Origin of the sequence: Azospirillum lipoferum, assembly GCF_024170005.1 — a bacterium.
Taxonomy (GTDB): Bacteria; Pseudomonadota; Alphaproteobacteria; order Azospirillales; family Azospirillaceae; genus Azospirillum; species Azospirillum lipoferum.
The window spans coordinates 526,447-541,225 of record NZ_JALJXJ010000002.1 but is presented as its reverse complement, the minus strand read 5'-3'; the positions used below and the strand labels follow the sequence as shown (position 1 = coordinate 541,225).

Annotated in this window: 10 protein-coding genes and 1 other RNA gene; 3 read left to right on the top strand and 8 right to left on the bottom strand. The window is 67.6% G+C overall.

The features are described from left to right. Positions 1-621: 621 nt before the first annotated feature. The 7 genes from rnpB to J2848_RS06400 all read right to left on the bottom strand — a co-directional run bounded on the left by rnpB (position 622) and on the right by J2848_RS06400 (position 6,965). Positions 622-1,023: RNase P RNA component class A (gene rnpB, locus J2848_RS06430), an RNA gene on the bottom strand. Between the two features lie 61 nt (positions 1,024-1,084). Next, on the bottom strand, positions 1,085-1,777 hold the full coding sequence (locus J2848_RS06425; RefSeq protein ID WP_149229950.1) for an N-acetylmuramoyl-L-alanine amidase: 693 nt from the start codon (positions 1,775-1,777) through the stop codon (positions 1,085-1,087). 25 nt (positions 1,778-1,802) lie between these two features. Next, on the bottom strand, positions 1,803-2,681 hold the full coding sequence (locus J2848_RS06420; RefSeq protein ID WP_149229951.1) for a DMT family transporter: 879 nt from the start codon (positions 2,679-2,681) through the stop codon (positions 1,803-1,805). After that, positions 2,678-4,510 (bottom strand): ATP-binding cassette domain-containing protein, encoded by a 1,833-nt coding sequence (locus J2848_RS06415; RefSeq protein ID WP_149229952.1) that lies wholly within the window; start codon positions 4,508-4,510, stop codon positions 2,678-2,680. The genes J2848_RS06420 and J2848_RS06415 overlap by 4 nt, the downstream gene beginning before the upstream one ends. A gap of 118 nt (positions 4,511-4,628) precedes the next feature. Further along, positions 4,629-5,768 (bottom strand): hypothetical protein, encoded by a 1,140-nt coding sequence (locus tag J2848_RS06410; RefSeq protein ID WP_149229953.1) that lies wholly within the window; start codon positions 5,766-5,768, stop codon positions 4,629-4,631. A 124-nt stretch (positions 5,769-5,892) separates the two neighbouring features. Continuing rightward, complete coding sequence (locus J2848_RS06405; RefSeq protein WP_149229954.1) at positions 5,893-6,675, bottom strand: TerB family tellurite resistance protein; 783 nt, start codon at positions 6,673-6,675, stop codon at positions 5,893-5,895. A gap of 143 nt (positions 6,676-6,818) precedes the next feature. Further along, positions 6,819-6,965: a hypothetical protein gene (locus J2848_RS06400; RefSeq protein WP_170306948.1), complete on the bottom strand. Its 147-nt coding sequence runs from the start codon at positions 6,963-6,965 to the stop codon at positions 6,819-6,821. On the opposite strand from J2848_RS06400, the gene J2848_RS06395 reads away from it, so the two are divergent. Together J2848_RS06395 and J2848_RS06390 are read left to right on the top strand one after the other, a co-directional pair. Continuing rightward, positions 6,964-7,542 (top strand): GNAT family N-acetyltransferase, encoded by a 579-nt coding sequence (locus J2848_RS06395; RefSeq protein ID WP_149229955.1) that lies wholly within the window; start codon positions 6,964-6,966, stop codon positions 7,540-7,542. The two genes, J2848_RS06400 and J2848_RS06395, sit on opposite strands and share 2 nt — an antisense overlap. A 167-nt stretch (positions 7,543-7,709) precedes the next feature. Next, positions 7,710-11,378: a hydantoinase B/oxoprolinase family protein gene (locus J2848_RS06390; RefSeq protein WP_149229956.1), complete on the top strand. Its 3,669-nt coding sequence runs from the start codon at positions 7,710-7,712 to the stop codon at positions 11,376-11,378. A 39-nt stretch (positions 11,379-11,417) separates the two neighbouring features. Here the strand turns inward: J2848_RS06390 and J2848_RS06385 are convergent, their stop codons facing one another. Next, positions 11,418-13,364: a sigma-54-dependent Fis family transcriptional regulator gene (locus J2848_RS06385; protein WP_149229957.1), complete on the bottom strand. Its 1,947-nt coding sequence runs from the start codon at positions 13,362-13,364 to the stop codon at positions 11,418-11,420. A gap of 258 nt (positions 13,365-13,622) precedes the next feature. On the opposite strand from J2848_RS06385, the gene J2848_RS06380 reads away from it, so the two are divergent. Next, on the top strand, positions 13,623-14,537 hold the full coding sequence (locus J2848_RS06380; RefSeq protein WP_149229958.1) for a GGDEF domain-containing protein: 915 nt from the start codon (positions 13,623-13,625) through the stop codon (positions 14,535-14,537). The last annotated feature ends 242 nt before the right edge of the window (positions 14,538-14,779 follow it).

Below are 14,779 nucleotides of genomic sequence, written 5' to 3'. Positions count from 1 at the left end.
GAGCCCCCCTTAAATGGGCATTCTTGGGATAGCATGGGACGGCATGGGCGTCAACGGCCCCCCGAGTATTCAGACGGGGGTGTCAAGACTTTCGAGTCAGGCTGTGGCATCGGCGCAAGTTGGTGTACGAAATTTCTGAATCATCGCAGTATTATGCTGGACTCGCACAATGTGGATAAAGTTATCCACATACGTTCCGCGAACGTTCCAAAGTTTTAAGAAAATTCTATGTATGCATGGTTTGCCCTGCGACCGAATCGACCCCCTCAGACGGCATAGAACCTTGGGTGGGAAAGCCCGGTCCGGCATGGGACAGCATGGGAAATCGCCCCACAGTTATCCACCGGCTGTGGATTAGTCTGGGGAAAATGTGGAAGGGACCGTGCACATGCTGGGGATGGCCGTGGGAAAGCCCGGCGGACTGCGGGATAAGGAGGGAGTGGTGGTCGCATCCGCCCTGTGGATGACGCCGGTATGGTCCATCAGCCGCCCATGCCGTCCCATGCCGGCCCGTCGAAAGGGGCAGGGCGGGGGCAAACGGAGGTCATCATGGGGCGCCATGGGATCAGGCGCCCTGATGGGAGATCCGTTTTGGGACGGAATGGGCAAAGAAGGGGAAAAAGTGCCAGATGGCCTGTAAGCCGGGTTCTGTGTCCCGCCCCGAAGGGCAGGCGATGGCCATTCGTCTGGGACGCCGGTTGCCCGGACGCCTCGCGCGACCAACCCGAGCGGCGGCGCGGAAACGCGCTTGACCCACGCCCGTCCCCTTGCAGGGACGGTGGTCGGGCCGCTCCTATTCGGTCTTGCTCCCGGTGGGGTTTACCGTGCCGTCCCCGTTGCCGGGTCCGCGGTGCGCTCTTACCGCACCCTTTCACCCTTACCTGCGTCGAAACGCCGGCGGTTTGCTTTCTGTGGCACTTTCCCTAGGGTCGCCCCCGCCGGCCGTTAGCCGGCACCGTGTTTCCGTGGAGCCCGGACTTTCCTCCCCCGGTCGAAACCGAAGGCGGCCATCCGGCCATCTGGCGCGGTCGTTCATATAGGGAAGCGGCCGTGGGGGCAAATCCCAAATCGCGGATTCAAACCATCACCGCCCCGTCAGCCGCAGCAGGGCGCGTAGGCGCCGCACCGTCTCGGGATCGGGGGTGCCGGTCAGGCATTCCGGACGGAAGTGGCGCTGGAAGGACAGCAGGGCCCGCGGCTCGGCCGGGTCATACCCATAGCGTCCCAGCAGTGCGGTGACCTCCGCATCGGTGAAGGGACCGTCGTCTGCCTGGGACAGCGTGGGCCACAGCCCGATCCCCTGGGCGGCGAGGCCCAGCCAGTCGAATAGTTCGCCCGGATCCTCCTTGCGGGCGGGCGCCACGTCGCTATGGCCCAGCACGTCGGCGGGAGCGATTCCATGGCGGCCCACGATGCCCAGGCAAAGCTCGGCCACCGCCGCCATTTGCACCGGCGAGAATGGGCGATAGCCGAACTCGTGGCCGGGATTAACGATTTCGACGCCGATGGAGCGGCTGTTGACGTCTTCCGCTCCGCGCCAGCTCGACCGGCCGGCATGCCAGGCGCGGCGGTCCTCCGGCACATGGGCATAGATGGTGCCGTCCTCGTCCACCGTGTAATGGGCGCTGACCTGGGCCGCCGGGTCGCATAGCCGCTCCAGCGCATTGGCGGCGGTGGGCATGCCGGTGTAATGCAGGATCAGCAGTTCCACCCGCGTGCCCTCTGCCCGCGGGCCGTGGTTGGGAGAGGGGCGGTCGATCCGGCGGAAGCTGCTCATGTCGGCATCTTATCAGGTCCGGCGCTCAGGTCGGATTCGTGACCGTCTGATTGACCGCCTTCGGCCCGCGCCGGACGATCACCGCGACGCCGCCGATGGTCAGCAGTCCGCCGATGGCGAGGTTCACCGTCAGTGGGTCGCCCATCAGCAGCACGCCGCTGGCGACGCCGAAGACCGGCACGGTCAGCAGATAGGGCATGGTCTGATTGACCGAATAGCGGCCGAGCAGCGGATACCACAGCCCATAGGCAATGATGGTGACGGCGACCGCCATATAGCCGATGGACGCCCAGCCGACCCAGGTCGAGTTGGCCAGCGCCTCCATCTGCCCATGCTCCATCAGCAGCGACAGGCCGAGCAGCTGCGGCATGGCGAACAGCGCCATCCAGCCGTTGACGGCGAAGCCGTTCACCGAACCGATCAGCTTCATCTGCACGCTCGCCACCGCGAAGGCGAAGCTGGCCGCCAGGATCAACAGCAGCGAATAGAGCGACTCGCCCAGCCGCGGCTCTCCGGCGATCACCGCCACGCCGGCGAAGGCCGCGGCCATGCCGATGCCGCGGCGCCAGCCCAGCTTGTCCTTGAACACCAGCGCCGCCAGCAGGGAGGAGAAGGGCACCTGCACCTGTGCCGCCAGCGAGGCGGTGGCCGCGTCGATCCCGTTGAGCCCGCTGAACATCATCGGGAAATGGATGCTGCCGAGCGTCACCGACAGGAGCGCGATCTTCCACAGCTTGTCGCGCGGCACGCGGAAGAAGGGGATGATCAGCACCGCCACCAGGGCAAAGCGCAGGAACATCACGAACAGAGGCGGGAATTCGGCCAGCGCCCATTTCGCCACCACAAAGTTCAGCCCCCACAGCGCCATCACCACCAGCGCCTGGAGCGTGTGGGCGAAGCTCATGCCCGCCCGCCTTCCAACTCCTCGCGCATCGCCTCCAGTTCCAGCCAGCGCTCCTCCGCCGCGGCGAGTGCGGCCTGCTTGGCATGCAGCTGCTCGCTGGTTTTCTGGAACTTGGCGGGATCGCGGCTGAACAGGTCGGGATCGGCCATCGCCTTCTCCAGCTTGGCGATCTCGGCTCCCAGCGTGTCCATGCGGGCGGGCAGTTCGTCCAGCTCGCGCTGGTCCTTGTAGCTCAGCTTGCCGCGCGGCTTGGCTGCGGTGGCCGGCACCTGGGCAGCGGGCTTCGGCTTGGTGGCGGCAGCGGCGGGAGCCACCTTGGCCGGACGCTGCACCAGATAGTCGGAATAGCCGCCGGCATATTCGGTGGCGGTGCCGTCGCCCTCCAGCGCGATGGTGGCGGTCACCAGCCGGTCGAGGAAGTCGCGGTCGTGGCTGACCAGCAGCAGCGTACCCTGATAGTCGCCCAGCACGTCCTCCAGCAGGTCCAGCGTGTCCATGTCGAGGTCGTTGGTCGGCTCGTCCAGGATCATCATGTTGCTGGGCTTGGCGAAAAGCCGGGCCAGCAGCAGCCGGTTGCGCTCGCCGCCCGACAGCGCCTTGACCGGGCTGTCCAGCTGCCGGGTGTCGAACAGGAAGTCCTTGATATAGCCGGCAACATGGCGCGACACACCGTTGACCATCACCGCGTCGCCGCCGAAGGGACACAGCACCTTGCGGATGGTGTCCTCCGGATCCAGCCCCTCCCGCCGCTGGTCGAAATAGGCGGTGTCGAGGCTGGTGCCCAGCTTCACCGTCCCCTCGTCGGGCGGCAGCTGGCCGGTCAGCATCTTCAGCAGGGTGGACTTGCCGGCGCCATTCGGTCCGATCAGCCCCACACGGTCACCGCGCAGGATGCGGGTGGAGAAGTTCTTCACAATGGTCTTGCGGCCCTCGGGCGTGTCGAAACCCTTGGAAATGCCGGTCGCCTCGATCACCAGCCGGCCGCCGCGCTCGGCCTCGGCGATGGCGAGCTTGGCCTGCTGGCCGCCCTTGATCTGCTCGGCCCGCCCGGCGCGCAGGTCCAGCAGGTTGCGGACGCGCCCCATATTGCGGGTGCGCCGGGCGGAGATGCCCTCGCGCAGCCACTTCATCTCGCTTTCGATCTTGCGGTCCAGCTTGTGGGCCGCGGCCTCCTCCGCCTCGAACACCTCGGCCTGCCAGGTCTCGAATTCGGCAAAGCCACGGTCGGTGGCGCGCACCGTGCCGCGGTCGAGCCACAGCGTCCGCTTGGCGAGCCGGTTGAGGAAGGCGCGGTCGTGGCTGATCAGCAGCAGCCCGCCGCGGAAGGACAGCAGCTCCTCTTCCAGCCATTCGATGGTGGGGAGGTCGAGATGGTTGGTCGGCTCGTCCAGCAACATGACGTCGGGGTTGCCGACCAGCGTGCGGGCCAGCGCCGTGCGGCGGGATTCGCCGCCCGACAGAGTGCGCGGGTCGAGGTTGCCGTCGACCTGCAGCCGGTCCAGCACCGCATCGACCCGGTGAGCCTCGTCCTGCTCGTCGGCGGGCAGGCCCTGCACGACATAGTCGTGGACGGTGGCGCAGCCGGTGAAGTCCGGCTCCTGCGGCAGATAGGCGAGGCGGGCGCCGGGCTGGACGAAGACGGTGCCGCCGTCGGGCTGGATCATCCCGGCCAGCACCTTCATCAGCGTCGACTTGCCCGACCCGTTGCGTCCGACCAGACAGGCGCGGTCGCCGCGTCCGATGGACAGGTCGATGCCGTCGAACAGCGGACGGCCGCCGAAGGTGACGGAGACGCCCTGGAGCGCCGAGATGGGTGCGGGAGGAGCCATGGACCGTTCGTGCGCCGGAAAATCGAGGGAAGGGGATGGGTTATAGCGCGCCATACCCTTCCGCCGCGACCCGGAAAAACGGTTGGGCGGGTTGCGCCCGCCGGAAACGCCTTTGGGTTCAGCCGGCCGCCTGCGGGATGCCGGTCGGCGCGGGCACCTGCTGTTCCTGCATCTTGAAGCCGAAATAGGTGCCGTTGCTGATGCCGGTCAGGGCCAGCAGGTTGGCCGACAGCTCCGGCATGCCCAGCGTGCGGGTGACCTCGTAGAGAAAGGTGATGCCCAGCACGCCGGTCCAGGCCAGCAGTTGCAGGCGGTGGATGTTGTAGCCGGCGGCATCGCTCAGCAGGTCGGGCAGCAGCCCCTGGGTGGGTGGGTAGACCTCGGCCAGACTGGCGGCCATCGCCGTCTGGTCGGGCGGGGTGGCCGACGCTGCGGCGATGTAGAGGGCGGCATGCTGCTGGCGCCGGGTCTGGTCGTCGCTCGGCCGGCGATCCTGGAAGGCGGCCAGGACGGAGGTGCCGCCGACGATCCCCATCAGCGCCATGGTGCCGGTGGTGATGGTGTCCATCGACCCGGTGATGGTCAGGATGGCGACGTAGGACGCGGTGACGATCCCGCTCCACCACAGGAGCTGGAAGCGGGCGAGACTGTAGGGCGCCCGGTAGTTGGCGGGCATCGGCACGCCGGCGATCGGTGTGATGGCATCGGTCCGCCCGAAATGGCGGAAGAAGGCATAGAGGAACATCGCCGCCACCAGCGCGAACCAGATGGCGGCCAATCCCAGGTCGCGGTCACTGGCACCCTGGATCGAGACCATCTGCGGCGCGGTGGTCATGCCGCCGGTGGCCGGGCCGAAGGCGACCGGCAGGGTCTTGGCGCCAGCGAGGCTGAAGAAGCCGCTGAAGGCGGTCTGCCAGGCCGCCCGCCGATTTGTCGCGTCGCTGCCGTTGCCGGCGATGGAGGTGGAGGCGGTGCCTATCACTTCGCCCTTGGCCGAGCAGGCGAAGCTGGCGCGGGCGCCCGGGATCGTCTGGCCGTTGGCGACCAGGACAAGTGCGTCGGCGTTCCATGCCGCCGCCCGCGTGGCACAGTCGGTGCCGGACGGTACCCCCAGATTCAGCGTCAGCGGCTGGCCCAGCACCACCGTCGCGTCGGTGGCCGTCACCGGTATCTGGGCCTGCGCGCCGCAGGCTGCGGCTAGCGTCGTCCCCAAAACCGCAGCGAAGATCGTCCGGATGATCGTGCGTCGCATCGTCATGTCGCCCCCAAAATGCGCGGGCTACCGGTCGCCCGTCCCAGCGGGAACGATATGTCAGAAAACGGGATAAAGACTACCGTAAAGCAATTTCAAATGATCGCAAGCTGTGACGAATCGCGACAGGCTAGGACAGGGCGGCGGCTCCCTCCCGCTCGCGGCGGATGCGATCGTAGGCGGCATTGATCAACGCGAGCTTCTGGGTCGCCAGATCGATGAATTCCTGCGGCATGCCCTGGGCGATCAGCCGGTCCGGATGGTGTTCGCGCACCAGTGCCCGGTGGGCGGCCTTCACCGCGTCGTCGCCGGCTTGGCGCGGCACGCCCAGAACGGCATAGGGGTCGGTCTCCGTCGGGGTGCCGGCCAGATGGTGGCCGGCGACGATGCGGCGGAAATCGGCCTCGTCGAAGCCGAAGATCACGGCGACGGCGCGCAGATACTCCACCTCCGTCTCGTGCAGTTCGTCGTCGGCCTCGGCGATCATCAGCAGGCTGTCGAGCAGTTCCTCCAGCACCGCATGCTTGTCCTCGAACAGCTTGGCGATCTGGCGGGCATACTCCTCGAACCCGCGGGTGTCGCGGCGGGCGAGGTCGAAGACGCGCCCGACATTGGCCAGCTCCTCCGGCGGGACGCGGAACAGCCGCTTGAAGGTGTCGACCTCCACCCGCTTCACCACGCCATCGGCCCGCGCCATCTTGGCGGCCAACGCGATGACGCCGATGGTGAAGGCGACGGTCTGCTTGGCCGCTTCGGCATCCGCATCGCTCATCCCCTGGCGCGGTTGGTCGCTCGGGCCGCAGGGCGACCACAGGTCGACGGCATGCCCGGCCAGACCGCCCAGCAGGGCGCCGAGCGGCCCGCCGGTGAACAGGCCGGCCGCGCCACCCAGGATCTTGCCCCAAATACTCATGTCACGCCCTTTTCGTCCGCGCGGCCCCCACCCGCGAGCGCAGCATAACGGCCGGGGGAGCGCGGGCCAACTGTGGCGCGCCGGCAACATGCCAGCATTGTTCGTATCGCAAAGTTCTAATAAGCGCTTGCGAATTCCGCCAGTCACGCCATGTTGCAATGCAACAAAGGGCGCCGGCGAGAGCGCTGATGGTGATAAAGACGGTGGCTGCCAATGGCGCCGCCGGCAGCCTGGGGAAAACGTTCTGCGCGAATGCGTTTTCGGATTTCGAGAACCGTGAGCAGAGCCATGCCAGTCATCCGCAAGATCATGCCGACCGAGCTGCCCCAGTACCGGGCGCATCTTCTCCGTCTCGACCGTGCGGACCGTTATGCCCGTTTCACCGGCACCCTGTCGGACGAGGCGGTGGAGCGGCATTGCGCGGCCATCGACTGGGGCCGGACGGTCATTCTCGGCGCTTTCGAGGACGGCATGCTGCGCGGCGCCATCGAACTGTGCGGCGACCGTATCCTGTGGCCGGAGGAGGCGGAATTCGGCATCAGCATCGAATCGGGGCTGCAGGGCAAGGGCGTCGGCAGCACGCTGGTCCGCCGCATCCTGACCGTCGCCCGCAACCGCGGCATCCGCCACGTCCATATGATGTGCCTGTCCGAGAATGTCCGCATGCGCGCCCTGGCCCGCCGTTTCGGCGGCCGGCTGGCGCTGGACGGCAGCGAAATCACCTCGATGTTCGAGCTGCCGCCGCCCAACCAGTTCTCCCTTGCGCTGGAAGCGCTGGAGGACGGCACCGGTGCCTTCAACAGCATCCTGTCGGGCAACGCCATCCTGACCCGCCTGTCCACCCCGTCGCAGCGGCTGGCCGCCTGACGGAGGTGTTTGCCGGACCGGCCGTGGGCGATCCTGTGTTCTTTCCGCCGCGTCCTGCCCTTCTCATGGCGGTGGGCCACTCAAGCTGTTGAAATTCGCCGCCGGATCGCGAAACTCCGGCCCACGCGTGGTGCGGTTGCCGCGCATGGAATTCGGCGGGTGCGACGATGGGTGAGACGGAGAGCGCGGCGGTGGTCGGGGGGGCGAAGGCTAAGCCGGCGCGGTGGCAGTTCTGGGTGGATCGCGGCGGCACCTTCACCGACATCGTCGGCCGTCGGCCCGATGGGTCGGTCGTGACCCACAAGCTGCTGTCGGAGAATCCGGAACGCTATGCCGACGCCGCTGTCCAGGGCATCCGCGAGCTGCTCGGCCTGAAGCCCGGCCAGCCGATCCCGCCGGACACGGTGGAGGTGGTGAAGATGGGCACCACCGTCGCCACAAACGCGCTGCTGGAACGCAAGGGCGAGCCGACCGTCCTGCTGATCACCGAGGGGCTGGGCGACCAACTGCGCATCGGCCATCAGGCCCGCCCGAAGATCTTCGCCCGCCACATCCATCTGCCCGACCAGCTCTATTCCCATGTGGTGGAGGTGCCGGAACGGGTGATGGCCGATGGCCGGGTCCTGAAGCCGGTCGACCTGCATGCCGTCCGCCGCGGGCTGGAGGAGGCCTATCGCCGGGGCTTCCGCGCCGCCGCGATCGCGCTGATGCACGGCTACCGCTATCCGGAGCACGAACGGCAGGTCGCTTCGCTGGCCCGCGCGGTCGGCTTCACCCAGGTCTCGGTCAGCCATCTGGTCAGCCCGCTGATGAAGCTGGTCGGCCGCGGCGACACCACGGTGGCCGACGCCTATCTCTCGCCGGTGCTGCGTCGCTATGTCGACCGGGTCGCCAACGATCTCAGCGTCGACGGCACGCCGGTGCCGCTGATGTTCATGCAGTCCAACGGCGGCCTGACCGACGCCCGCCGCTTCCAGGGCAAGGACGCCATCCTGTCGGGGCCGGCCGGTGGCGTGGTGGGGGCGGTGCGCACCGCCGGGATGGCCGGCTTCGACCGGGTCATCGGCTTCGACATGGGCGGTACCTCCACCGACGTCTCACACTATGCCGGCGAGTATGAGCGCGCCTTCGACGCGGTGGTGGCCGGCGTGCGGGTACGGGCGCCGATGATGCACATCCACACGGTGGCGGCCGGCGGCGGCTCGCTCTGCGTCTTCGACGGGACCCGTTTCCGCGTCGGGCCGGACAGTGCCGGCGCCAATCCGGGGCCTGCCTGCTACCGCCGTGGCGGTCCGCTGACCGTCACCGACTGCAATGTGATGGTCGGCAAGATCCAGCCCCGCTTCTTCCCCCATGTCTTCGGTCCCAATGGCGACCAGCCACTGGACGCCGAGGTGGTGAAGGCCCGCTTCGCCGAACTGGCGGCCACCATCAACGAGAAGCTCGGCACGGCGATGACCCCGCAGGAGGTCGCCGAAGGTTTCCTGCGCATCGCCGTCGACAACATGGCGAACGCCATCAAGAAGATCTCGGTCGAGCGCGGCTATGACGTCACCGGCTATACGCTGAACGGCTTCGGCGGGGCGGCGGGCCAGCATGTCTGCGCCGTCGCCGACGCGCTGGGCATGACGCGGGTGTTCCTGCACCCGCAGGCCGGCGTGCTGTCCGCCTACGGCATCGGGCTGGCCGACACCGTCGCCATCCGCGAGCGCGCGGTCGAAGGGCCGCTGAGCGACGCTGTGGTCGACCGGCTGACCATGCTGTTCACCGACCTGGAGACCGAAGGGCGGGCGGAACTGACCCGACAGGGCGTCGACGCCGGCCGGCAGGCGATCAACCGCCGCGTCCATCTGAAGGCCGCCGGCTCCGACACCACCCTGACCGTCGCCTTCGGGTCGAAGGTGGCGATGACCAGGGCCTTCGAGGAGGCGCACCGCCGCCGCTATGGCTTCCTCACCCCCGGCACCGCGCTGGAAGTGGAATCGGTGACGCTGGAGGCGGTCGGCCTGACCGACGTTCTGGAGGATCCGGAGCTTCCTGCCACCACCGCGGTCCTGCCGCGCCGGCTCGCCACCGTCGCCATTCATAGCGGCGGCCAGCGCCGCGAGGCGCCGCTCTACGACCGCCGTCAGCTTCAGCCCGGGAACCGCGTCGTCGGCCCGGCGATCCTGGCCGAAGCCGTCTCCACCACGGTGGTCGAGCCCGGCTGGATGGCGGAGGTCACCCGCAAGAACCATCTGGTGCTGACCCGGTTGGAGCCGGCGACCCAGCGTCAGGCCGCCGGCATCAGGGGTGGGGCGAAGGTCGATCCGGTGATGCTGGAGGTCTTCAACAACCTGTTCATGTCCATTGCCGAACGGATGGGCGTGACGCTGGAGAAGACCGCCCGCTCGGTGAACATCAAGGAACGCCTGGACTTCTCCTGCGCCCTGTTCGACCGCGAGGGCGGTCTGATCGCCAACGCGCCGCACATGCCAGTCCATCTGGGATCGATGGGCGAGAGCGTGCGCGCCGTCATCCAACGCCGCGGCGGCAGCTTCACCACCGGCGAGAGCTTCGCGCTGAACGACCCGTATCATGGCGGCACGCATCTGCCGGACATCACCGTCGTTTCCCCGGTGTTCGACGAGGCGGGCAAGGAGCTGCTGTTCTTCGTCGCCTCGCGCGGGCATCACGCCGACGTCGGCGGCATCACCCCCGGCTCGATGCCGCCGGACAGCAGGACCATCGCCGACGAGGGCGTGCTGCTGGACTGCGTGCCGCTGGTCGAGAACGGCCAATTCCGCGAAGAGGCCATGCTGGAACTGCTGCGTTCCGGCCCGCACCCGGCCCGCAACCCGGCGCAGAACATCGGCGACCTCAAGGCGCAGGTCGCCGCCAACGAGCAGGGCACCCGCGAGTTGCATCGCGTTGTCCGTCTGCACGGTCTGACCACCGTCACCGCCTATATGCGCCATGTCCAGGACAATGCCGAGGAGCAGGTCCGCCGCGCCATCGGCGTGCTGAGCGACGGCGACTTCGCGGTGACGCTGGACAATGGCGCGGTGATCAAGCTGCGGGTGTCGATCGACCGTGCCGCGCGCTCGGCGATGGTCGATTTCTCCGGAACCAGCACGCAGCTGACCAACAACTTCAACGCCCCCTCGGCGGTCTGCCGGGCGGCGGTGCTCTATGTCTTCCGCTGTCTGGTCGACGACGAGATCCCGATGAACGAGGGATGCCTGCGCCCCATCGAGATCGTCATTCCGCCGGGCTCCATGCTGTCGCCCAACCCGCCCGCCGCGGTGGTGGCCGGCAATGTGGAGACCAGCCAGTGCATCGTCGATGCGCTGTTCGGCGCGCTGGGGGTGATGGCGTCGGCCCAGGGCACGATGAACAACACCACCTTCGGCAACGAGCGGCACCAGTATTACGAGACGGTCTGCGGCGGATCCGGCGCCGGCAACGGCTTCGGCGGCACCGACGCGGTGCAGACCCACATGACCAACTCGCGCCTGACCGATCCGGAAGTGCTGGAATGGCGCTTTCCGGTTCTGGTGGAGAGCTTCCGCATCCGCCAGGGGTCCGGCGGGGCAGGGCGCTGGCGCGGCGGCGACGGCGTGGTCCGCCGCCTCCGCTTCCTGGAACCGATGACCGCCGCCATCCTGGCCAACCACCGCAAGATCGCCCCGTTCGGGTTGAAGGGTGGTGCCGACGGTGCGGTCGGCCGGACCTGGGTCCAGCGCACCGACGGCAGCGTGCAGGAACTGGCCTCCCAGGACAGCACCGCGATGCGGCCGGGCGACGCCCTGGTGGTGGAGACGCCGGGCGGCGGCGGGTTCGGGGCTGCGGGGTAACAAGGGAAGCGGGGAGGCGCCATGCGCGCTCCCCCCGCTTTATTCCGCCCGATGCGGCGCCACGATGCCGAATCGGTGCATCTGCCGATGGACGGTCGAGCGGTCGACCCCCAGCGCCCGCGCCGTCGCCGAGACGTTCCAATGGTGCCGCCGCAGCGTCTCGCGCAGCCGCGCGGCGGGGTCCTCTTCCACCACCACCGTCTGCACCGCCTCCTCCGGCCAAGCCCGGAACAGGCCGCTGTGCTGCACCGGCTCCGGGAGGTCGGCGAGGTCGATCAGCCCGCCGTCGCTGACCGCGCAGGCATAGTCCAGCGCATTCACCAGTTCCCGAACATTGCCCGGCCAGCCGTGTCCACGCAGCGCTGCCAGCGCCGCCGGGGTCAGGCGATAGCCGACGCCGTCACGTTCCGCCCGCTCGGCCAGCAGCCGTTCGATCAGCCAGTCCAGGTCGCTGCGCTGGCGCAGGGGCGGCACGGTGAACACCGCGCCGTTGAGACGAAAGTACAAGTCGTCGCGGAACTTGCCGGCCTTGACCAGATCCACCAGATCGCGGTGGGTGGCGCCGATGACGCGGACATCGACCGACATCGCCTTGGTCCGGCCGATCGGCGTCACCTCCCGCTCGGCCAGAACGCGCAGCAGCCGTGTCTGTGACGACAGCGGCATGTCGCCGATCTCGTCCAGGAACAGGGTGCCGCCGTCGGCCTCCAGGATCAGCCCCTTCTTGCCGCGCGCCGTCGCCCCGGTGAAGGAGCCGGGCTCGTAGCCGAACAGTTCACTCTCGATCAGGTTCTCCGGCAGGGCGGCGCAGTTGATGGCGACGAAGGGCTTGTTGCGGCGGATGCTGGCCCTGTGCAGGGCCTTGGCCAGATGTTCCTTGCCGGTGCCGGTCTCGCCATGGATCAGCAGGCTCATGCGGGTGTTGACCAGCTTGGCCGCCCGCGTCAGCACCGCCTTCAGCGCCGGATCGCCGCCGGACACCACCCGCAATGGCTCCGGCAACGGGTCGACGCCATGGTTCGGCGCGTGGCCGCGGGGCAGGGAGACGGCTGGCGGCGGCATCGCCTGGGCGAACAGCGGCAGGCCGGTGCGGCGCAGGCGCAGCGTGCGCTGTTCGGTCGGCAGCGAGCGGACGAAATGAACCAGATCGTCCACCTCGCAGTCGAACAGCTCGGCGAAGGAGCGGCCGAGTGGCGAGACGCCATCCTCCGCCAGCAGATCGCGGGCCTTGTGGTTGAAGCCGACCACCCGCCCGCTGCCGTCCAGCGCCAGGACGAAGTCGGGATCGACCTCCGCGAACTCCTGCGAGGCGGACAGCTTCACCACCCAGTCACGGCGGAAGTTGTTGTAGAGGTTGGCGGTTTCGATCTTGTGGACATAGGCACGCACCATCTGCAGCGCCAGATACTGGCTGATCTTCGGTTCCGGCGAATGCAGGGCGGAGATGTCCAGCACGGCGGCCAGCTCGCCGCCGCTGTCGAAGACCGGGGCGGCGGTGCAGGTCAGCGGGATGTGGGTGGAGTCGAAATGGTCGGTCTGATGGACGGTCAGCGCCTGGGCGGTGGCGATGCAGGTGCCGACCGCGCAGGTACCGGCATGCCCCTCGTTCCAGTCCGCCCCCAGATACAGTCCGGCGCGGCGCAGATGGTTGTCGAAGGTCGGGTCGCCGATGAAGTCCACCGTGACGCCGTTGCTGTCGGTCAGCAGCAGGACATAGCCCATGCCGGCGACCTGCCGGTACAGCGCCTCCAGCCCGAAACGGGCCATGCGCAGGAACTCGTCCATCGCGTCGCGATGCTCGCGCAGCCGTTCCTGCGGCAGGATGTGCGGCTCGCGCCCGACGGTGGGGTCCAGCTTGTGGTCGGCGACGCAGCGCCGCCAGGAGCTTTCGATGATCGGGTCACGGGCGGATCGCACGCCGGTGGAGACACGGCCAGTGGAGACACGGACGAGTTCATCGATGTGGGCCGCGCGCGCGCTGTCCATGGTCGTGCCTCCCGCAGTCATCGTCCGCTTGTCCCGCGAACATATTTGGAAGGGACAGTATCAACCGGCCGACCCGATAAGCAACATGTGCAAAAGCATGACGCCGGACCCTTGGCGCATGGATCGGTCCGACACCCGGCATATCTGCGTATGACGCATTGGAGTTTCGTTATCGGCCGGCGACATGATGTTAAGGAGATTTGCACACGTCCGGCTTCATGCTTCATAAACGGGATGTGATCGCCGGGAGCGCCCGACTTGCGGATTTTGATCGTCGACGATTCGCCGCGCCACCTGACCATGATGGTGTATGAGCTGAACAAGCTCGGTTATGCCACCAGCGTGGTCCACAACGGGGCCGCCGCCATCGAAGCGGTGGCCAATGAGCGGTTCGACGTGGTGATGGCCGACATCCGTCTGGCCGACATGACGGGGCTGGAGCTGTGCTGGCACCTGCGCACCGCCCAGGGGCTTCGCCATCTCTACCTGATCCTGATGATCCCCGGCAGCATGACCGAGCAGTTCCACGAACTGGTGGAGGCCGGCGCCGACGAGTTCCTGCGCAAGCCGCTCGACTGGAAATGGACGGCGGCCCGCCTGCTGGCAGCCTCGCGTGTCGTGGCGATGCAGCGCGATCTGGAGCGGCTGGCGACCACCGACGCCCTGACCGGCGCCATGAACCGCCGCCGCTTCCTGGAGAGGGGGGCTGAAGAGGTTGTCCGCTCGCGACGATACGAGCGCCCGCTGTCGGTGGTGATGCTGGACATCGACCATTTCAAGCGGGTCAACGACACCCACGGCCACGCCACCGGCGACGAGGCGATCCGCGCCACGGTGCGCGCCTGCAAGGAGACCCTGCGCTCCTGCGACCTGATCGGCCGGCTGGGTGGCGAGGAGTTCGCCATAGTGATGCCGGAAACCCCGCCGGTGAATGCCTTCGCCGCCGCCCAGCGCGTGCGCCAGGCGATCGCCGCCAAGGCGGTAAAGCGTGAGGACGGCGGCGAACTGTACCTGACCGTCAGCCTGGGCCTGAGCTGGCTGAACGCGACCGACAGCGGCATCGAACCGATGCTGGCCCGCGCCGACGCCGCCCTCTACCGTGCCAAGAACGCCGGCCGCAACCGGGTGGAGGTCGAACCGCAGATCGCGCTGCCGAAGTCGATGCAGGGGTAGGGGGCGCTGCCAGCTCTCCACCTGCATTGGTAGCGCTAAAATTGATGCGGCATTGGCCCAGTGAATCGCAACGCGCACAAAGTTGTTTCGGTAATATATTATCTTGAAGTGCCGATCTAATTACCTTTCTTCCTTTATAATAACTCAGGCAATATAAAGAGATTTTGCCGCAAAAACTTTGATATACATCTACCAAAGCAGCTCACGAATGGATTGGCAAACGTGCTTTATGAGGCTGTCGA

Coding starts and splice junctions, on each gene's coding strand:
- J2848_RS06425 (WP_149229950.1), bottom strand. CDS start 1,777: ATGAGCAGCTTCCGCCGGATCGACCGCCCCTCTCCCAACCACGGCCCG.
- J2848_RS06420 (WP_149229951.1), bottom strand. CDS start 2,681: ATGAGCTTCGCCCACACGCTCCAGGCGCTGGTGGTGATGGCGCTGTGG.
- J2848_RS06415 (WP_149229952.1), bottom strand. CDS start 4,510: ATGGCTCCTCCCGCACCCATCTCGGCGCTCCAGGGCGTCTCCGTCACC.
- J2848_RS06410 (WP_149229953.1), bottom strand. CDS start 5,768: ATGACGATGCGACGCACGATCATCCGGACGATCTTCGCTGCGGTTTTG.
- J2848_RS06405 (WP_149229954.1), bottom strand. CDS start 6,675: ATGAGTATTTGGGGCAAGATCCTGGGTGGCGCGGCCGGCCTGTTCACC.
- J2848_RS06395 (WP_149229955.1), top strand. CDS start 6,964: ATGCCAGTCATCCGCAAGATCATGCCGACCGAGCTGCCCCAGTACCGG.
- J2848_RS06400 (WP_170306948.1), bottom strand. CDS start 6,965: ATGGCTCTGCTCACGGTTCTCGAAATCCGAAAACGCATTCGCGCAGAA.
- J2848_RS06390 (WP_149229956.1), top strand. CDS start 7,710: ATGGGTGAGACGGAGAGCGCGGCGGTGGTCGGGGGGGCGAAGGCTAAG.
- J2848_RS06385 (WP_149229957.1), bottom strand. CDS start 13,364: ATGGACAGCGCGCGCGCGGCCCACATCGATGAACTCGTCCGTGTCTCC.